This is a genomic window from Brevibacterium sp. CCUG 69071 (assembly GCF_021023135.1).
Classification (GTDB): Bacteria; Actinomycetota; Actinomycetes; order Actinomycetales; family Brevibacteriaceae; genus Brevibacterium.
The window spans coordinates 55,043-74,552 of sequence record NZ_PGFV01000004.1 but is presented as its reverse complement, the minus strand read 5'-3'; the positions used below and the strand labels follow the sequence as shown (position 1 = coordinate 74,552).

The window sequence follows — 19,510 nt, the reverse complement described above, 5'->3', positions numbered from 1 at the left end:
CGGCTCTCACCGGGCGTCGAGCACGGCGTTGAGGTAGCGGGCGACTCCGTCGTTCGCGACGGATTCGGTGACGGCGGCCGCGATCTCCTTGACCGAACCCAGCGCATTGCCCATCGCCACACCGTGTCCGGCCCAACTGAGCATCTCGATGTCGTTGGGCATGTCCCCGAAGGCCATCACCTGCGACCGGCGCACGCCGAGGTGTTCGCACAGGCTCTCGAGCGTCTGTGCCTTCGTGATCCCGGCCGGAGCGAGTTCGACGAGTCCGTTCTCCGGATCGGAGAAGGAGGCATGGCAGGTCTCGGTGACGAGCGGCCCGAGGAGGTCGTGGAGCGACTGCGAATCCTTGGTTCCGATGCTCACGAGGACCTTGACCACGTCGTGGACGGCGAGCTCGGCCACATCGTCGATGACCTCGGCCTGCCGGGGCCGGCGGGTGACGAACTCCCGATCGATGAGTCCGCCCGTGAGCGTCTCGTAGGCGAAGTGCGCCTGGGGGTGGGCGGCGGTGATGGAGGACACGATCTCTTCGACGATGCGGTGGTCGAGAGTGTGCGCCGAGACGACGCTCTGCGCCGCGATGTCATAGATGACCGCGCCGTTGAGGCAGACGACTCGTCCGAGATCGGGAATCTGCTCGGCGATCGGGGCCAGCCACCGAATCGGCCGACCGGTCACCGGGACGAAGGGGATGCCCGCGTCCTGGCAGCGGTGGATCGCGTCGATCGTCGCCGCCGAGATCGGCTGCCATTCGGCCAGCAGCGTCCCGTCGATGTCGCTGGCGACGAGGCCGAGCTCGAAGTCGTGCGGGGGCAGGCTGGCGGTCATGATTCCTCCACCTTATCGAGGTTCGCCTGCGCCCGCTCGAGCAGCTCGGCGGCATCGTCGATGAAGCGGGCGGTGGCCCGGGCACCGGAGCCGATCGGCTTGCCCGCGAGGATCTCGGTGCGGGCCATCGATGCGGCCAGGACCGCCTCGGCGACCTTCGCTGAGGCCTTGGTCAGCAGCTCCGGGGTGTCCCCGATCGCCTGCCGCACGAGCCCGGGCACGACCTGCCCCGTGACCGGATGGTCCGCGTGGAGGCGTTCGGTGATCGCATCGACGAGGGTCACGAGTTCGTTGAGACGGTGGGTGCCGTCGACGATCGTATTCACCGGATCGTTCTCGGTTGCCACGGATTCCGGTGCCCCGGGTTCGGGCGCCCCCGCCGAGGCGGTCCCGGGTTCGGGTGCGCCCGCGCGGGCCTCGTGGATGGACACGGCCGTGGTGTAGTAGCGGTCGACGGCGCGGATGAAGCGGTCGCGGTTGTGTCGCCACAGTCCCGTGCCGAAGCGCTCATCGTCGCCGAGGTGCGCAGGACGGCCGGTGGAGGCAGCGCGGCCGGCCTTCTTCCGCAGTCCGGAGAGGAATCGCTTCACAGATAGTTGCCGGTGCCGCGGTTGTCGTCTTCGTCGTCCGCGCCGTCGCCCGGACCCGAGCCCGGCCCGGACCCTGATCCGGCAGCGGTATGGGCGCCGGGACCGGCCGCCCCGGCATTGGGCGCGACCATGCCCGGGGGCAACTGGCCGCGACCGGCGAGCTCCTGGCGGGCCATGGCCTGCTGGGCCGCGATCGCGGTCTGGATGCCGTGGAAGAGTCCCTCGAGCCAGCCGACGAGCTGGGCCTGGGCGATGCGCAGCTCGGAGGTCGTCGGCGGGCCGTCGCTGGTGTCGAAGGGCAGATCGAGGCGTTCGAGTTCGTCGATGAGCTCCTTGGACAGTCCTTCCTCGAGCTCTTCGATCGACCGGCGGTGGATCGTCGCCAGCCTCTCGCGTCCCTTCTCGTCGAGATCGGTGCTGCGCACCTCGTCGAGCAGCTGCTTGACCATCGTGCCGATGCGCATCACCTTCGCCGGCGAGGACACATCGGCCTCGGTCGCCTGTTCCTGCTGCTCCACCTCGGCATGGCTGTTCTGTCCGCCGGCCTCGGGCTCGTTCGGATCGATGGTCATTCTCGGTCACCGTCCTCGTCGAGGATGAGCAGGACCTTGCCGATGTTGGCCCCGTCCTCGAGCGTCTGATGAGCGCTCGGCGCCTCGGCCAACGGCACCGTCGAATGGACGATGGGACGGATGTCGCCCGAGGTCACGGCCGGCCACAGGTGCTCGGCCACCTCGGCGACGATGGCGATCTTCTGCTGCTTCGGGCGGGCCCGCAGGGTCGTGGCCGCCACCGACTTGCGCGGCTGCATCAGCCATCCGAGGTTGATCTCGGTCTTCGTCCCGCCCTGCATGCCGATGATGACGAGGCGGCCGTCGGTGCCGAGGGCCTTGATGTTGCGTTCGAGGTACTTCGCCCCGATGATGTCGAGGATGACATCGGCACCGGTCGACCCGTCCTCGCGGACGCAGATCTCGTGGGCGCGGGCGACGAAGTCCTCGTCCTTGTAGTTGATGACGGCGTCGGCGCCGAGGCTGCGGCAGAACTCGGCCTTCCGCTCGGAGCCGACGGTGACGGCGATCTTCGCGCCGAGGTGGTGCGCGATCTGAATCGCGGCCGTGCCGATCCCGGAGCCGCCGCCGTGGACGAGCAGCCATTCGCCGGCCTGGAGCTGACCGCGGCCGACGATGTTCGACCACACGGTGGCGAGCACCTCGGGCAGGGCCGCCGCCTCGGTGAGGTCGAAGCCATCGGGGATGGGAAGGAGCTGACCTGCGGGAACGGGGACCTCTTCGGCGTAGCCGCCGCCGGAGAGCAGAGCCGCCACGCGGTCGCCGACGGACCAGCCGGTGACCTCGGCGCCGAGCCGTGCGATCGTCCCGGAGACCTCGAGCCCGGGAATCGTCGTCGCACCTTTCGGGGGATCGTAGAAGCCCTGTCGCTGGAGCAGGTCGGCGCGGTTGACGCCGGCCGCGTGGACGCGGACGAGCACCTCGTCGGCCGCAATGTCCGGGGTCGGTTCATCGGTGACCTGGAGAACCTCGGGGCCACCGGGTGTGGAGATCGTGATTGCTCGCATGCTTCCACTCTAGTCCGTGGAGTCGAGCTGGGGCAGGCTCCCCAGGCGAATCAGGCGAAGAGGCGGAACATCGGCGAGTTCTGGTGCACGCGTTCGATCTCGAGCTGCGAGGCCTCCATGCGTTCGAGCAGGTTCGGCAGATCCTCGGCATAGCCGAGCTCGATGCCGACGAACGCGGGACCGGTCTCCCGGTCCGAGCGTTTGACGTACTCGAACATGGCGATGTCGTCGTCGGGTCCGAGCACCTCGTTGAGGAAGCGGCGCAGGGCGCCGGGCTCCTGCGGGAAGTCGACGATGAAGTAGTGCTTGAGTCCTTCGTGGACGAGGGAGCGCTCGAGGATCTCCGGGTAGCGGGAGATGTCGTTGTTGCCGCCCGAGACCAGGCAGACCACGGTCGACCCGGGTTCGACGACGATCGGCTTGCCCGTGCCGGCGGCGCCGATGCCCGCCGAGGCCAGCGCTCCGGAGGGCTCGGCGATGATGCCCTCGACCTGATACATGCTGAGCATCTCCGTGGCCACCGCGCCTTCGGCGACGGGGCGGATGTCGAGGCCGAGGTCGGCGACGATCTCATAGGTCAGGGCTCCGGCGCGTTTGACGGCGGTGCCGTCGGCGAAGCGGTCGATGTTCTCCAGGGTCACCGGGTGTCCGGCCTTGAGTGCGGCGATCATCGAGGCGGCCCCGGCGGGTTCGGCCCCGATGACCTGGGTGTTCGGCATGTTCGCGGCCGCATAGGCGGCGATTCCGGCGAGGACTCCGCCGCCGCCGACGGGCACGATGATGTAGTCGGGGTTGGTCTCGAGCTGAGCGTGGATCTCCGCGGCGACCGTGCCCTGGCCGGCGATCGTGCGACGGTCGTCGAAGGCAGAGACGAGGAGGGCGTCGTTGCGGTCGGCGAAGCGGTGCGCCAGCGCCGAGGCGTCGTCATAGGTCGATCCGGCGATCTCGATGCTCACCCATTCGCCGCCGAAGTGGCGGACGCGATCGATCTTCTGCCTCGGTGTGGTCTTGGGTACGAAGATCGTGCCCTGGATGCCCAGCTGGCTGCAGGCGCGGGCGAAGCCCTGCGCATGGTTGCCCGCCGAGGCGCAGACGACTCCGCGGGCGCGCTCGGCCGCGTCGAGCTGGAGCATGAAGTTGAAGGCCCCGCGGATCTTGTAGGACCGCACCATCTGCAGGTCCTCACGCTTGAGGTAGACGTTCGCGGAGGTGGCGGCCGAGAGCCGCTCGGAAATGTGGAGTGGAGACAGGATGACGGAATCGGCAATTCGCGACGCGGCCGCTTCGACCTCGTGCGCGAGTGTTTGCTGCTGGGATGTCACGTCTTCTTTCAACACCCCTCTATTGTGCTCCTTCTGTCTTGCCATTTGGCAACTCGTCCCGAAATGAGGACGTGAACTGTGTCCGCAGGGTGGTTCCGTCCACGGTTCCCGGGCACCGCCTCGGCGCCGGACTCTGTGGTTATTGTGGGCTGACTTCCGGATTTCGGGTGCGCCCTGGGCGGCGCGGAAGTCATATCATGATTGGATGGAAGATGCCCGTAATCCCTTCTAGGAGACGACATGGCCATCAGCAGTGAGCTCGAACAACTGTTAGCCAGCTGGATACCTCGGCAGCCGTGGTTCCCCAAGCTCGCCGCAGATTTCGGGACCGACCCCGATATCACCCCCATGTCGGTGGCCCGTGCCTTCACCTACACGGCCGAGGAGCTCGGCGGCTTCGTCGGCCTCGTCACCGTGATCTCCGTCGGGGACGGTCCCACTCTGCGCCGCCTCAACATCCCGCTGTCCCTGCGCGGGACCGAGGACATTCACCTCCGCCACGCCCTCATCGGCCAGATCGATGACCTCGCCCTCGGCCAGGTCTGGGTCTACGACGGCGCCGCCGATCCCGTGTTCGTCAACCTCATGGCCGATGCGATCACCAAGCGCAAGGTCTTCGACGGCGGTCAGCTGTCCACCGAATCGCTGCGCCACAGCCAGGAGAAGTCGGCGTCCCGGGCGAGCTCTCGGGACACGCAGTCGGGCATGCCGTTCCCCGTGACCAGCTCGGGTGCCGGTTCGACCGGCAGTGCCGGTTCGACGGGCAGTGCCGGATCGACTGACACTGGCGCCGAGGCGGTCCCACCGAAGCCATCGAAGGCGGCGTTGCTGACCGAGGCCCGGGCCGAGGCCAAGGAAGAGATGCCCGTGGACATCCGCCCGATCGAGGTCTCCGATTCCGGCCCGCACAAGTCGACGGTGATCATCCACGACGAGTACGAGCCGATGGAGCTGTCGTTCTTCCGGATCCTCGAGAACGGCATGCCGTCCTCGCTGACGATCCCGGTCCTGCTCACCGAGGCGGGCTCCCGCAGCGTGCCCGAGGTCATCGGCTGGGGCTCTGGCCGCTGGTACGACATGTTCGAGGTCACGGAGATGGAAGCGCCGATGGCGCTGCTCTCCCACGTCGACATCGAAGCCGAACCGGCCTGGCGGGAGGCCGTGGACATCGTCTGCGCCGTCGACTCCGGCTCGATCGGCGCCTACAACGCCCATGCCGCCGAGATGGGGCGGCGCATCGGTGAGCTCCACTCGGACATGGCCGCCGAGTTCGGCATCGTCGAGGGCACCGGAGTCCCGACCGTCCAGCTCGTGAAGAAGTGGATCGAGCGCATCGACTGGGCACTCGGCCGTGCGCCCTTGGCACTCGACTCGCTCGTGCCCGAACTGCGCGGACATCGGCAGAAGCTGCAGTCGCTCGAGACCATCGGCTCCCTGCAGAAGATCCACGGCGAGCTCACCCTCGACCATGTTGTCAGCTCTCCCAGCGACGGCTACTCGGTCGTGAAGTTCACCGACTCGACGAACTCCGATCCGAAGCCCGTCGCCCTCGACCTCGTGGCCTTGCTGCGCAGCGTCGACTATGCGGCCGGCTTCGCGCGGCTGCAACGGACCGAGGAGCTCGATTCCGAGGACGGCGGCCTCGTCGTCAACGGCTTCGGCAACGATCCCTCGGCATTGCGGGCGATCTTCGACTCACCCGAATATCTGTGGGCCTCCCAGGTCCAGAATTCCCTGCTCAGCGGCTATTCGCGCGCTCGCGGTGAGAGCATCGGCCTGAGCGATCCGGTGCTGCGCGCCGCGCTCATCGACCGCCTCCTCGTCGAGGTGGTCACCGAGCTGCGCAACCGTCCGAACTGGCTGTCTGTGCCGCTTGCGACCCTGACCCTGGTGCTCAAGGGCAAGCCGTCCCGGTCCGGGGATCTGCCCACCGAGGTGGAGCTGAGTGCCCCCGAGGTGGAGACGGGTGCTGCCGAGGCGGCCTTTGGTACTTCTGCGGCAGAGTCTGGCACCTCCGAGGTGGGGCCGGGCACTTCTGAGGTGGGCAGCGCCGAGGCGGAGCTGCGTGCCGCAGGCATCGGCGCAGGCGTCGGCGCCGTCGCGATCGGCGGGGTCGCTGCCGCCGGTGCTTCTGCCGATGACTCAGGCGATGCAGTGCAGGCGGGCGGTTCCGAGGCCGAGTCGAGCGAGGAGCCGACAACCGTCCCGACCGCCGACGAAGTGGACAAGTCGCGAGCCGGTGACCCGGCTGATATCACCTACGCGCACCGGGTCGAGCACCACGATTCTCTCGTCGATGGGGTCTCGACCGAAGCGGTCACACCTGTTGAGCCGAGTACCTCCGCGTCCGAGGCCGCCGCGGACACCACCGCCTTCGACGAACCGAACGTCGAGGCTCCGGCTCGCCATGCGGCCGACACCGACGCCCACGAGAATGCTGCTTCCGAGGAGAACTCCGAGACCGCCGAGGCGACGGGCTCGACTGACGCCGGTACTTCGGTTGTCGGCGCTCGCAAGAGTGATGGGGAGAAGCGCGCCGAGGAAGTGAAGATCAGCGGTGGGGCGCACTCCACCGAGACCCTGGTAGACGGCGTCACCCAGGAACCAGTGGAGCCCACGGAGACGGTCGGGAACATCGATCCGGTCGAGCCTGGCGAACCGAGCGAGTCTGCCGAGCCTGGCGCATCGGGCTCGGACGCGGAGTCGACGATCTCAGTCGCAGCGGCCGATAGGGACGGCGATGTATTGGTTGCCGGCCCGGACGACGCCGATGACGTTGATGCTGAGGTCCCCACCGAAGCTGCGGCCGATGCGGATGACGACCTTGGTCTTGAGGACATCGACGCCGACGCCGACGAGGAGGAGCCTGTCGTCCGACGTGTCCCGGCATCGTTCGCCGCTCGCGGTGCGACTTCGGAGGACGCCGACTCCACCGGGCACGATGTGCCTCCGGCGAAGCCGAGCACTGCGCCGAACCTCGGAAAGCATGGGTCGGACAGCTCCGCAGAATCGAGCACGGGGTCGGTGTTCGGCGAGTTCTCCGACAAGCTGAAGAACGCGGACAAGTCGAAGGATCCCGGCAAGTCGAAGAAGCGCAACAAGCACTGAGCTGTTCTCAGAAGCATCGAGCTGTTCCCGCCAGCACAGAGCAGTGTGCCCCGGACCGCTCGGCTGCAGCTGATTGGCAGTTGCCGAGCGACCTGTGAGAAACTATGGTGGCTCGGCCGAGTGCCGGGCAGGCCGGGTTCGATTCGAGGGGTCAGACTCCTCGGTTGAACCATTGGAAGCGTGTCCGAGCGGCCGAAGGAGACGGTCTTGAAAACCGTTGTGCGGCAACCCCGCACCGTGGGTTCGAATCCCACCGCTTCCGCTCATGTGATGTCTCACGACATCGTTCGCTCGATGCCACGGCACATTTCTCGTTCCAGGCCCCTTCGTGCGGGCATTGTTCGGCTACCTCCGAGCAGAATCAGGGCCGAAACTGCTCGGAGGTAGCCGAACAATCCCCAGACCTCCGCAGGAGTGATTTCGAAGGCCGGACACTGAACGTGCCTTCAGAGCATGTTCAGCCCTGTTCTGACCTACTGCCTGAGGGGAAGGGAGCCTATCCTGTACACACAATCTGGCCTATAACCCACACATTCCGACCATTAGCCCTCAACGATCGAAACATGGGTTTCCGGCACGCCGCTCACGTCCATCGCGTCGATCGGCTCGGCCGAAAAGGTCACCGGACCGAGGATCCGATCGAGCGGACCACGGTTCTGTGACCAATCCGAGCCGTGCGAAGGGCGGAGGCAACAGGCAACGGGCAACCGGCTTTCCGACCGTGAAGCCGCGCGGCCCTCAGTCCGCGGCGACCTCGGGCTCGGACATCTTCGCATCGGCCTCCGGGTCGTCGAAGCTGCGCACGGTGCGCTTGAAGCCGCGGGTGAGCACGGCCAGGTAGATGACGCCGATGGCCAGCCAGATGAGGCCGCCGATGAGCGCGGTGCCGTGCAGGCTCGCCCACAGGACGCCGGTGAGGATCGCCCCGATCGCGGGCATGACCACATAGTTGAACGCCGACTTGAAGTCGACGACCTGCCTGGTCCGGAACGCATAGTGCGCGATGACCGTGAGGTTGACGAAGGTGAAGGCGATGAGCGCGCCGAAGTTGATCAGTGCCGAGATGAACTCGAGGCTGAACGACATCGCCAGCAGGCACACGGCGCCGACCAGCACGATGTTGAACACGGGGGTGTGGGTCTTCGGGTTGATGTAGCCGAAGGACTTCCGCGGCAGCACGCCGTTGCGTCCCATCACCAGCAGCATGCGCGAGACCGAGGCATGCGATGCCAGCCCCGAGGCGGCCGTGGCGGCGAAGGCCGCCGCGACGAAGAACAGCTGGAACAGGTGACCGCCGGTGAGCATGCCGATTTCCGGCAGCGGATCGTCGACGACGCTGAACTGCGAGTTGTCGGGGAAGAGCAGCTGGGCGAAGTAGCCGGCGACGAGGAAGATGAGACCGCCGGCCAGCACGGTGAGCATGATCGCCTTGGGCATGAGGCTGACGTGCTTGGCCTCGTTCGTGTACATGGTCACGGCGTCGAAGCCGATGAACGAGAAGCAGACGACAGTGGCGCCCGTGAGGACCGCGCCGAGGTGGACTCCCTCGTGGAAGAAGGGCTCGGGGCTGAAGACGAGCCCGGCGCCCTCGCCGGCGTTCAGCTGCATGACCGCGAGCACACAGAACATGGCCACCAGGATGATCGCGAAGATGAGGAGGATGCCGTTGAGGTTCGCCGTCCCGCGCATCGAGGTGAGCACGATGCCGGTCATGATGACCGTATAGGCGACGACCCACACCCACGGTGGAGCGTCAGGCACCATCGACTCCATGTACAGGCGGATGATGAGGCAGTTGACCATCGGCAGAAGCAGATAGTCCATGAGCGAGGTCCAGCCGACCAGGAAGCCGAGTCCCGGAGTCATGGTCTCGCGGGTGTAGGTGTACGCCGAGCCGGCTGTCGGGAAGATGCGGACCATCTTGCCGTAGCTGAACGCGGTGAAGATCATGACGATGAGGGCGACGAGATAGGCGGCGGGCACCGCCCCGTTCGTCTGTTCGGACACGATGCCGAAGGTGTCGAAGACGACGGTCGGCGTCATGTAGCCGAGACCGAGTCCGACGATGGACCACAGTCCGAGATTGCGTTTCAGGGACCCCGAAGCAGCCATATCAATCCTCCCCAATGAACGGTGCCGCCCGTGATGTCGGTCGGGACGGCGCAGCAGTGACGTGCGTCATAGATCTTAACTTCGCGACTACTGAAAACGAAATGTGGATCACAATTCGATATGGGAACCGGGGGTGATCACACTCTAGCCCGACTGTTTCCGTGGTAGTCCCCGCGCATTACGCACAAAGCCGCTTGCGTCTCAGGTGCAGGTCACCGAATGACCTTTCAGTAACTAAGCAAAGAGAGGTAGATTGCGGAGAAAGGACAATGATGACCGAGGAGAGGGAACAGACGGCGATGGCGATCGAAACGCTCAGCACACAGCAGTCGCAGGCATGGAAGGACCGGGTCCTTCCGGAAGTCGAGGTCGTCGCCGACGGTGTGTGGGCGATTCCCGTCCCGATCCCGAACAACCCTCTCGTCTACACCTACTGCTACGCGCTTGCGGACGGGGACGGCGTCGTCCTCATCGATCCCGGTTGGGACGGGAAGGACCAGTACGCCGCGCTCGCCTCGGCGCTGGAGTCCCTGGGCTTCTCGGTCGCGAACATCCGCGGCATCGCGATCACGCACTACCACCGCGACCACATCGGACTCGTGCCCGCCCTGCTCGAGGCGAACCCGGACATCTGGGTGGCCATGCACGGCGAGGACCTGCGCTCGGTCAAACGGTTCCTCACCGAAGCTCTCGACCTGGGCACGGGGACGGACCCGAATCTCAACATCGCCCGCCTCTACGGCGTCCCCGAAGAGCGCTGGGGCGAGGTCGCGAACATCCAGGGAGATGCGAAGAAGGACAGAGGTGCGGGAGCGAAGAACGAATTCGCGTCCCTGATGGGCAGGATTCCCGACACCATCCACGTGCTCGAGGACGGCACCCGACTGCCCCTCGAAGACGGCTCCCTGCGCGCCCTGTGGACCCCGGGACACACCTACGGGCATTCGGTCTTCATCCGTGACGAGGAGCGACTCCTCTTCTCCGGCGACCATGTGCTCCCGACGATCACGCCGAACATCGGCCTCGATTCCGGCGCGATCACGCACAGCCTCGGCGACTATCTGGGATCGTTGGAGAGGATCGGGGACCTCGAGGAGGACGTCTCGGTGCTGCCGGCGCACGGGTTCCGGTTCCGCGGTCTCCATGACCGCAAGCGCGAGCTCGTCGAGCACCACCACGAACGCCTCGGCGAGATCCGGGAGCGGATGGAAGCGACCGAGGACCACAGCGTCTACTCGATCGCGCAGGGACTGCACTGGTCGCGCGGCTTCGACCAGCTCCATCACTTCAACCTCTTCGCCGCCCTCGCCGAGACCGCAGCGCACATGCACTACCTCGACATCGCGGTGGGGGCGGAGTCGTACGTCGCCCGAGGCTGAGAGGACGCCCGAGGCTGTGAGGGCGCCCGGCCGCGCCTGTTCGACCGCCTCTTCCGCCCGGGATGTGAAACCCCTCACCCTCGGTTCGCCTCCGGATGCGAGGATGGTGGCACCCGCCGACCGCAAGAGGAGTCGCACATGAGTGCCGAGTACATTCCCGCCGCCCGAGTCAGGCCCGAGGTCTTCACCTCCCGCGCTGCCGATCACATCCGGCGCGGGCTGCAGCGCGGGCATGAGCTCTCCACCGGCATCCGCTCCGCGATCGCCGGCTATCGCCGCTATTTCGCCCACCTGACCATCGCCGAGGCGGATGTCCGCACCGCGGCGGCCACGAGTCACGCACGGCTGGAGGAATGGGCCCCGAACTCGGCCGAGGAAATCTCCGCGGTCGCCGAGGGCGCGGGGGTCGCGACCCTCGACCTCATGGAGGTCATCGCTCGGACCGAGATCATGACCTTGGCCCCGGCCGCCCCGACCGAGTGCTCGACCGTGAGCCTGAGCCGAACCGGCGCCTCGGTCTCCGCTCAGACCTGGGATTGGATAGCCGACTACTCGACGCTGTGGCACTACAACGACGTCGGCGCCGTGCCCGGTCAGCTCCGGCATGCGGGCATCGCCGAATACGGGATGCTCGGCAAGATCGGACTCAACGAGGCCGGCATCGGCGTCCACCTCAACATCCTCAAGCATGAGGGGGACCGGCCCGGGGGAGTGCCGATCCACGCGATCCTCGAGCGCGTGCTCGCGACCGCGCACACCCTGCCCGAGGCGCTCGAGATCATCCGCTCGGCGACGACCACCTCCTCGTCGATCATCACGGTCGTCAGCGCCGACGAGGTGGTCCAGGTCGAGATCGCGAACGCGCAGAAACGCGAGCTGCGGGTCGGGTCGGGCGGGGCGGCCGGCTCAGGCGCGGCCGTCGGGCCGGGATTCCTCGTCCACACGAACCACTTCCTCCATCCGGAGCTCGTCCCCGGCGGCCTCGAGCTCAAACCCGATTCGACCTCCCGAGCCCGCTTCGACCATCTGAAGAGGAAGGTCGCCGAGGCGGAGCTCAGCTCCGAATCCGGCACCGCCGAGCTCGTGGAGCTGCTGACCACCGGACCGGACGAGGCGCCCGTGTGCTGCATCCCGGATCCGGACGCGCCCTACGGGGACCGCTCGGCGACGCTCGTCACCGTCCAGATCGACCCGGTGCGGAAGCGGATCGACCTCGCCCCCGGCTCACCCGCCGACGGTCTCGAGGGCAATCGCAGCTTCGAGCTCTGAGGCGCTCAGTCCGCCTCCGCGCCAGCCTCCGACTCAGGCATCTCGATGATCGCATCGAGCGCCGAGGCGATTGCGTCCTTGTCCTCGAGCGCGGCCTGCGCCAGACGCCAGGGGACGATGTCGAGGTTCTGATCCCCGATGACGAAGCGGATGAAGGGCTGCTTCTGTCGCGGGTCGTCGGCCTCGAGATCGGTGCCGTAGCGCCACTGGCCGAGGCCGATGCGGCGGACGGTCTCGCCGATGAAGCGCATCGCCCCGCCGACGAAGGTGACCTCCTCCTCGCTCATCATCTCCTCGCGGGAGTCGTAGCGCACCGAGAGCTGCCGACCCAGCCGGGCGAGGCTCTCCCGATCGAACGACCAGGAGTCCGGCTCGGCCTGCTCCTGCGTCCAGGCGGCGATGCCCGGCTCAACGGTGCCGATGAAGCGGGAGAGGAATTCGACCTCCTCCTTGCTCGAGTTCTCGGCGTTGAGCATGCCCATCGACAGTCCCGTGCACTGGCGCTTGGGCGTCCCATCCCCGCCGAGGTTGTCCCGGGCCTTGTCGAGGACCGCGCCGAAGACGCGAGCGGTGCGCTGATCGACGGCGGTCAGGACGATCGCCACGAGCGGGATCGGTTCGCCCTGCTCCGGACCCGCCTCCGTGTCGGGGCGGATGAAGGGCATCCCGTTGCCGGTCTTCTCATCGTGGTCCCAGACCCCGCCGACGGCGCGGAGGAAGGTCTCGCCGAGGTAGCGGATGAGGCCTTCGACGAAGCGCCGGTTCTCGGGAGCGAGCGCGGCCTCGGTGTCGGGGAACTTCGAGAGCACGAAGAGCTCGAGCATCGGCAGGGACTTCGGACCGAAGTCCTTGGGGAACTTCACCGTCTCCCCGTCCTCCTTGTCGAAGGTCTCGGGCAGATCGGCGAGGACGAACGCGCCGAGGCGGACGTCCATATTGTTGATGAAGGCGGTGTATTCGCGCTGCAGTTCATTCACGCCATCCACCTTAGTGCCTGTGCGGGCGTCTGCCCGGTGGTCGTAGATCTCGGTCTCGGTCGACGTCGAATACCTCAGTCGCGGTCGAAGTCGAGGAGGCGGGCGAGGATGCGCACCATCTGGGTCGGATCGATCTCGACCTTCTCGTGCAGCCGCTTCCCGGCTGCGGCCCGCAGGGCGGCCTGCGAATGGATGGCCGTCAGCGCGCTGATGAGGTCGGGCAGCGGAATCGTCGCGGCCGCCTCGGCGAATCCGATCGCGTTCTCGATCAGGGACTGGATCCGTTCGATCTGATAGGAGCTCAGCTCCGCGTACCGGGGGTAGAGCCCGGGCGTGCGCAGGCAGTAGAGCTCGATCTCGTGCTCGGCGATCACCTCGGCGGCGGTGACCACCTTCTGACTGAAGGTGTCGGTGATGAACTCCGTGAGGAAGCCCTCGAGGTCACCGGGTTGACCGCAGCTAAGACGATCGCGCCAGCGTTCGATGGTGGCGTCGAGCATGTCGAGATCGTGCGAGGTGCGCGACTCGATCGTCGCGAGGATGAGCTCATCACGGCCGGAGAAGTTCGAGTAGAAGGCCCCGCGGGTGAACCCGGCGGCCTCGCAGATCTCCTCGATCGAGGCCCCGTCGATGCCTTTGACGGCGAACACGGAGATGCCCGCCTCGACCAGGGTCGAGCGGGTCTGCCGTCTGCGGGCGCTGAGCTTGTCGTCATTCATCGGTGCTTCGTTCCAGAGGTCGCTGGGTCATCGAGTCGGGTCCAGGGGTTGTCGAGGGCTGTCGGCGTCCAGGGGTTTCTGGGCATCCAGTGAGAATCCTCGCGAAATTCGGGATTCATTTGCGCCGAAGGCCCTGAGTCAACAACAATACAATACTGTATCCAATACATTCTTGTATCGAGGTCTCTGTGTCAACATTCCTGTACGCGCTGGGGCGCCGCGCCTATCGCACTCCACTCCGCTTCATCGCCCTGTGGCTGGTCATCTTCGGACTCGTCGGCGCCGGCGTCGCGGCCTTCGCCAAGGACTTCGACAATGACTTCACGCTGCCCGGTTCGGAGGCGCAGACAGCGCTCGACTCGATGAAGTCGACCTTCCCCTCGGCGGCCGGAGTGTCCTCTACGGTCATCGTCGTCGCCGCCGGCGGCGACTCCATCGACGACAAGAAGTACAAGGACGAGATCGAGGACGCCGTCGACGACTTCAAGGACCTTCCGCATGTCGACGCCGTGACCTCTCCCTTCGACGACCTCGTCGACGGGGCGATCAGCGACGACAAACGAGCCGCGCAGATCTCCGTGCAGTACGACGGCACTCAGCAGGAGGTCGGCCCCGAGGCGCCCGACCAGCTCCTCGACGCCCTCGACCCGGTCCGCGATGCCCTCCCGGGTGCCGAGGTCGAAGCCGGCGGCGAGCTCTTCCAGATCACCGGAGTCGAGATCTCCTGGGTCGAAGGCATCGGCGTCGTCATCGCCTTCATCGTCCTCCTGCTCACTCTGGGCTCCTTCCGTGCCGCCGGCATGCCTCTGATCACCGCGCTCATCGGCGTCGGCATCTCCGTGCTCCTCATCGTCGGCGCCACCGCCTTCGGGGCGATCAACTCCTCCTCGATCATGTTGGCGCTGATGTTGGGCCTGGCGGTCGGCATCGACTACGCCCTCTTCATCGTCTCTCGGGACAGAGCTCTGCTCGCCGAAGGCCACGCGCCCATCGAGGCGGCCGGACGCGCGGTCGCCACGGCCGGCTCCGCCGTCGTCTTCGCCGGAATGACCGTGATGATCGCGCTGCTCGGTCTGTCCCTGGCCGGCATCCCCTTCCTCACCATCATGGGCATCGGCGCTTCGGGCTCCGTGCTCGTCGCCGTGCTCATCTCGCTCACCCTCGTCCCGGCCCTGCTCGGTCTCGTCAAGGGCAAGATCACCCCGAAGCCGACGAAGCGCTACCGGAAGGCCTTCGCCGCCGCCGCCGAGGCGCGCGCATCCGAGCGCACGCAGGCACCGGCCGCGTCAGCCCCCGCCACCCGTGACGACATCGCCTCCGAAGCCCGCGCCGAGGCGGGGGAGCCCTACCCGCCGACGATCATGAATAAGTTCTTCGCCGGCTGGCTGCGGGCGGTCACGAAGATCCCGCTGCTGACCATCGTCGTCATCGTCGGCGGTCTCGCCCTGTTCGCGATTCCCGCGACCCAGCTGCAGCTGTCCCTGCCCACCGCCGGGCAGCAGGAGGAAGGCAGCCCCGCGAAGACGACCTACGACCTCATCGACGAGCACTTCGGCCCCGGCTTCAACGGTCCGCTGGTGATGACGAGCCAGATCGTGACCTCCGACGATCCGCTCGACGACGTCGACCAGATCAAGGATCGGATCGAGGAGGTCGACGGCGTCGACCAGGTCATTCTCGCGACCCCCAACGAGGATGCCACCACCGCCCTGTTCCAGATCATTCCGACCACGGCCTCCGATGACCCCGCGACCCTCGATACCGTCGACCGGCTGCGGGCGCTCAGCGACGAGATCGAAGCCGACTATGACTTCGAGACCGCTGTCACCGGGGCCACGGCGATCCAGATCGACGTCTCCGACCAGCTCGGCCAGGCCCTGCTGCCCTTCGGCATCTTCGTCGTCGGCCTCTCGATCATCCTGCTGATGATGGTCTTCCGCTCGATCGCGGTGCCCATCAAGGCGACCGGCGGATTCCTGCTCAGCGTCTTCGCCTCCTTCGGCACGGTCGTCCTCGTCTTCCACGACGGCTTCCTCGCCGGACCCATGGGCATCGACCAGACCGGTCCGGTGATCAGCTTCCTGCCGATCATCGTCATGGGCATCCTGTTCGGACTGGCCATGGACTACGAGGTGTTCCTCGTCTCCGGAATGCGCGAGGCCTATGTCCACGGGGCGAGTGCGCGGGACGCGATCAAGGCCGGCTTCGCCTCCTCGGCCCGCGTGGTCACGGCCGCAGCGGTCATCATGTTCTCCGTGTTCGCGGCCTTCGTGCCCGCCGGCGAGCCGATCATCAAGTCGATCGCCCTGGCCCTGGCCTCCGGCATCTTCGTCGATGCCTTCCTCGTGCGCATGTCGCTGGTCCCGGCGATCATGCAGCTGCTCGGTGACAAGGCCTGGTGGCTGCCGAAGTGGCTCGACCGGATCCTGCCCCGGCTCGATGTCGAAGGCGAAGGGCTCGCCCACGAGGTGGCCCTGCGCGATTGGCCGGAGCCGGATTCGCCGTACCGGGTCTACGGACGCGGCATCGGCGTCTACTCCGGGGATCGCGGCTTCTCCCGTGTCGACATCTCTCTGTTGCCGGGCCAGGTGCTCGTCGCCAGCGGACGTGCACGTCGTGCCCTGCTCCTCGCCCTGTCCGGACGTGTCGGGCTGAGCGCCGGGGAGATGAAGATCGGCCACGAGGTTCTGCCGGAGCATGCCGGCAAGGTCCGTCGCAGCGTGCCCTACTTCGAACTCGATGCCGAGGTACCGGCCACCCTGCCGAGTTCACGCGAGCTCTCACGGTGGGCCACCTCGGCGCCTGACCTGCTCATCATCGATGGGGCACAGGCCCTAGCCACCCACACCGGGCGGGAACTCGCCGAACTTCTGCCCCAGCTGCAGGAGGCGGGCACGGCCATCGTGCTCGGACTCCCGGACGGGGACGTTTCGGGGATCCTGTACCCACACACGAACTACTTCCACCTCGACCTCGACGAGGCCGCCCCCGAGGGCGATGGTGGAGCAGATGACGACAACGGCGGTGTCCGGGCCCACGCGGCCGGCCGCAGCAACATGGAAGGCGTGCAGTCGTGAAACTCGAACGTGCGAACTCGAAGCGGCCCGTGACCTGGGTGTCGCTCATCGGCCTTGTGCTCATCCCCATCATCGTGGCCGCCGGATTCATCCTGGCCACCTGGAAGTCGAGCGACCGTCTCGACACCATCGAGGCCGCCATCGTCAACAACGACGACGGGGCCGAGGTCGACGGGGAGACCGTGCCGATCGGCCGCGAGCTGACCAGCGGACTCGTCGGCGAAGAGGACAACAACATCCACTGGGTGATCACCGACGAGGACGACGCGGCGAAGGGACTCTCGGACGGCACCTATGCCGCGAAGCTGACCATCCCCGAGGGCTTCTCTCGGGCGGTGACCTCAGTCGACGATGCGAAGTCCGCGACGCAGACGCAGCTCGACGTCGATGTCTCCGGGGTCGCCCCGGCCGCGGATACGCAGATCTCCCGGTCGGTCGCCGAGGTCGCGCGCACGACCTTCAACACCGAGATGACCGAGAACTACCTTGACAACATCTACGTCGGCTTCAACAAGATGGGCGACCAGATGAAGGACCTCGGCGACGCCGCCGGGGAGCTCGACGACGGGGCGAAGGACCTGAAGACGGGCACCGAGAAGTCCGCGAGCGGCGCCGGGGACCTGTCGAAGGGCATGGACGAGCTCTCCACCAACGGCGGAGAGCTCAAATCCGGGGCCGGTGACCTCGCCAAGGGCGCGGGAGACCTCTCGGACGGCACCTCCCAGCTCTCGGGCGGACTGCAGGAGATGAAGAAGCAGACCGCCGAGCTGCCCGAGAGCACGCAGAAGCTCGCAGACGGCTCCGGCGAACTCTCCGACGGCGTCGACGAATACACGAAGTCCATCGACGAGATCATCAAGGGCTTCTCCGGTTCGGGCGGTTCCGATGAGGGCGGCCTCGACGATCTCATCGACGGCGGCAAAGACCTCGACAAGGGCGCCAAGGGCGTCTCCGACGGGGCTTCGGGACTCTCCGACGGACTCCACCAGTACCGCGACGGTCTCAAGGACGGCGCGGACCAGGCCGATAAGCTCGCCGCCGCCAACCCCGACCTCGACGCGCTCGTGGACGCCGGTCTGATGACCTCGAAGGAAGCCGAAACGGCGCGCGGTGAACTCTGCCCCACGGGCACCCCGGACGAGGTCTGCCAGGGCATCGAACAGGCCTTCGCCCAGGGACTGCTCAAGGGCACCTCGGGCGGTCTCGGCTCGGCCGTGGACGGGCTCGAGCAGAAGGACAAGACGTCCGGTCAGTCGCTGCTCGGCGGCGCCGATGGCCTCGCCGACGGGGCGAGCGAACTGAGCAAGGGCATGACCAAGTTCGTCAAGGGACTCGAGGACGGCCTCGGCGAGCTGACGAAGGGCATGGAGGACATCTCGAAGAACGCCCCGAAACTGCTCGAGGCCTCGAAGGGCCTGCGCGAAGGTGCCTCGGGTGTGGCCGACGGCAACCAGCAGCTCGCCGACGGCATGCCCGAACTCTCGAAGGGCGTCGGGAAGGTCGCGGATGCCTCGACCCAGCTCGACGACGGCGCCGGACAGCTCTCCGAGGGCGCCGGTCAGCTCTCCGACGGAATCGGCCAGTACACCGACGGCGTCTCCCAGGCGGCCACGGGCACCTCGGACCTCGCCGCCGGACTCGATCAGCTCGCGAAGGGCACCGACAAGTACTCCGAGGGCGTCGGGAAGTTCTCCGACGGCGTCAAGGACGGCGCGGACGAAGTGCCGTCCTACTCCTCGACGGATCGGGACAAACTGGCGAAGGTCGCCTCGGCGAACATCAAGTCGCCCGGCAGCGACGACGTCACCGATGTGCTCCAGGGATCGACGATCGCCCTGCTGATCATGCTCGCACTCTGGGTCGGCGGACTCGTCACCTACACCGTGCTCAAGCCGATCCCGGCCTCGACCCTGCTCTCGACCAGGTCATCCTTCGCAGTCTGGCTGCGAGGTCTGCTGCCCGGCGTCATCGTCGGCGTGCTGCAGGCGCTCGTGCTCTCGATCCTCGCGGTCACCGTGATGGACATCGATGCCGTCCAAGGCTTCGACATCGCGGTGCTCACGTTCGTCTCCGCGATGGTGTTCATGATCCTCAACTTCGCGCTCGTGGCGTGGTTCGGCGGCGTGGGCAGATTCCTGTCCGTGATCGCCGTGGTCCTCGCCGTGGCCGGGCGGACGATCGGTGCGGTGCCGCAGTTCTTCGACTTCGTCGCCCCGCTCCTGCCGCTGACACCGGCGATGAATGGCTTCGCAGCGATCGCGGCGGGCACCACCGGTCAGGCCGCCGCCTACGGGGGACTGCTCGCCTGGGCGGTCATCGGCATCGTGATGTCGCTGCTGGCGATCGTGCGCGCGAGGTCGACGAAGCCGGAGGCCGCACTGGCCATGGCCTGAGGTTGGGTGCGGCGCGCGGGCCGCGTGGCCTGTGGCGGGCGAGGCGCGGGCGATGTACCGGTTGAGTCAGATAGCCCCGGTTGCAACCGAAGCACTCTGACTCAACCGGTGTACCGACCGCGGCCGACCGGCTCCGAGACCACGGCCGCCCGAGACC

Annotated in this window: 13 protein-coding genes and 1 tRNA gene; 6 read left to right on the top strand and 8 right to left on the bottom strand. The window is 67.0% G+C overall.

Going from position 1 to position 19,510, the window contains the following annotated elements; genetic code table 11:
- Nucleotides 1–6: 6 nt before the first annotated feature.
- Genes CV023_RS12025 through ilvA form a run of 5 tightly spaced genes read right to left on the bottom strand, consistent with a single transcriptional unit; the run spans nt 7 to nt 4,364 of the window.
- Entirely contained in the window at nt 7–828 is an 822-nt protein-coding gene (locus CV023_RS12025) for an HAD family hydrolase (RefSeq protein WP_230745948.1), read from the bottom strand.
- A complete protein-coding gene (locus CV023_RS12020; RefSeq protein ID WP_230745947.1) occupies nt 825–1,418 on the bottom strand; it encodes a hypothetical protein in 594 nt (197 codons plus the stop codon). Before CV023_RS12020 ends, CV023_RS12025 begins: the two co-directional genes overlap by 4 nt.
- Nucleotides 1,415–1,990 carry a proteasome activator gene (locus tag CV023_RS12015; protein ID WP_230745946.1) on the bottom strand — a complete coding sequence of 192 codons (576 nt, stop codon included), beginning with the start codon at nt 1,988–1,990 and terminating at the stop codon, nt 1,415–1,417. Before CV023_RS12015 ends, CV023_RS12020 begins: the two co-directional genes overlap by 4 nt.
- The gene (locus CV023_RS12010) at nt 1,987–2,997 is read right to left on the bottom strand and encodes an NAD(P)H-quinone oxidoreductase (protein ID WP_230745945.1); all 1,011 of its coding nucleotides are present in this window, start codon (nt 2,995–2,997) and stop codon (nt 1,987–1,989) included. Before CV023_RS12010 ends, CV023_RS12015 begins: the two co-directional genes overlap by 4 nt.
- A gap of 50 nt (nt 2,998–3,047) precedes the next feature.
- Entirely contained in the window at nt 3,048–4,364 is a 1,317-nt protein-coding gene (ilvA, locus tag CV023_RS12005; protein ID WP_269067361.1) for a threonine ammonia-lyase IlvA, read from the bottom strand.
- 195 nt (nt 4,365–4,559) lie between these two features.
- On the opposite strand from ilvA, the gene CV023_RS12000 reads away from it, so the two are divergent.
- Both CV023_RS12000 and CV023_RS11995 read left to right on the top strand, forming a co-directional pair.
- Nucleotides 4,560–7,427, top strand: a complete 2,868-nt coding sequence (locus tag CV023_RS12000) for a maltokinase N-terminal cap-like domain-containing protein (RefSeq protein WP_230745943.1) — start codon at nt 4,560–4,562, stop codon at nt 7,425–7,427.
- 174 nt (nt 7,428–7,601) lie between these two features.
- Nucleotides 7,602–7,689: transfer RNA gene (locus CV023_RS11995), tRNA-Ser, on the top strand.
- Nucleotides 7,690–8,165: 476 nt separating this feature from the next.
- Here CV023_RS11995 and CV023_RS11990 read toward each other — a convergent pair.
- Nucleotides 8,166–9,539 (bottom strand): APC family permease, encoded by a 1,374-nt coding sequence (locus tag CV023_RS11990; protein WP_230745942.1) that lies wholly within the window; start codon nt 9,537–9,539, stop codon nt 8,166–8,168.
- Nucleotides 9,540–9,811: 272 nt separating this feature from the next.
- On the opposite strand from CV023_RS11990, the gene CV023_RS11985 reads away from it, so the two are divergent.
- The gene (locus CV023_RS11985) at nt 9,812–10,918 is read left to right on the top strand and encodes an MBL fold metallo-hydrolase (protein WP_230745941.1); all 1,107 of its coding nucleotides are present in this window, start codon (nt 9,812–9,814) and stop codon (nt 10,916–10,918) included.
- 138 nt (nt 10,919–11,056) lie between these two features.
- Complete coding sequence (locus tag CV023_RS11980) at nt 11,057–12,187, top strand: C45 family autoproteolytic acyltransferase/hydolase (protein WP_230745940.1); 1,131 nt, start codon at nt 11,057–11,059, stop codon at nt 12,185–12,187.
- A gap of 5 nt (nt 12,188–12,192) precedes the next feature.
- Here the strand turns inward: CV023_RS11980 and CV023_RS11975 are convergent, their stop codons facing one another.
- Together CV023_RS11975 and CV023_RS11970 are read right to left on the bottom strand one after the other, a co-directional pair.
- Nucleotides 12,193–13,164, bottom strand: coding sequence for a hypothetical protein (locus CV023_RS11975; protein WP_230745938.1), 972 nt, complete (start codon nt 13,162–13,164; stop codon nt 12,193–12,195).
- Nucleotides 13,165–13,238: 74 nt separating this feature from the next.
- A complete protein-coding gene (locus tag CV023_RS11970) occupies nt 13,239–13,883 on the bottom strand; it encodes a TetR/AcrR family transcriptional regulator (RefSeq protein ID WP_230745937.1) in 645 nt (214 codons plus the stop codon).
- A 188-nt stretch (nt 13,884–14,071) separates the two neighbouring features.
- Between CV023_RS11970 and CV023_RS11965 the strand changes: the two genes are divergently transcribed.
- Nucleotides 14,072–16,960, top strand: coding sequence for an MMPL family transporter (locus tag CV023_RS11965; RefSeq protein WP_230745935.1), 2,889 nt, complete (start codon nt 14,072–14,074; stop codon nt 16,958–16,960).
- Nucleotides 16,957–19,353, top strand: coding sequence for a YhgE/Pip domain-containing protein (locus tag CV023_RS11960; protein ID WP_230745934.1), 2,397 nt, complete (start codon nt 16,957–16,959; stop codon nt 19,351–19,353). The genes CV023_RS11965 and CV023_RS11960 overlap by 4 nt, the downstream gene beginning before the upstream one ends.
- Nucleotides 19,354–19,510 lie beyond the last annotated feature (157 nt).

Coding starts and splice junctions, on each gene's coding strand:
- CV023_RS12025 (WP_230745948.1), bottom strand. CDS start 828: ATGACCGCCAGCCTGCCCCCGCACGACTTCGAGCTCGGCCTCGTCGCC.
- CV023_RS12015 (WP_230745946.1), bottom strand. CDS start 1,990: ATGACCATCGATCCGAACGAGCCCGAGGCCGGCGGACAGAACAGCCAT.
- CV023_RS12010 (WP_230745945.1), bottom strand. CDS start 2,997: ATGCGAGCAATCACGATCTCCACACCCGGTGGCCCCGAGGTTCTCCAG.
- ilvA (WP_269067361.1), bottom strand. CDS start 4,364: ATGGCAAGACAGAAGGAGCACAATAGAGGGGTGTTGAAAGAAGACGTG.
- CV023_RS12000 (WP_230745943.1), top strand. CDS start 4,560: ATGGCCATCAGCAGTGAGCTCGAACAACTGTTAGCCAGCTGGATACCT.
- CV023_RS11990 (WP_230745942.1), bottom strand. CDS start 9,539: ATGGCTGCTTCGGGGTCCCTGAAACGCAATCTCGGACTGTGGTCCATC.
- CV023_RS11985 (WP_230745941.1), top strand. CDS start 9,812: ATGACCGAGGAGAGGGAACAGACGGCGATGGCGATCGAAACGCTCAGC.
- CV023_RS11980 (WP_230745940.1), top strand. CDS start 11,057: ATGAGTGCCGAGTACATTCCCGCCGCCCGAGTCAGGCCCGAGGTCTTC.
- CV023_RS11970 (WP_230745937.1), bottom strand. CDS start 13,883: ATGAATGACGACAAGCTCAGCGCCCGCAGACGGCAGACCCGCTCGACC.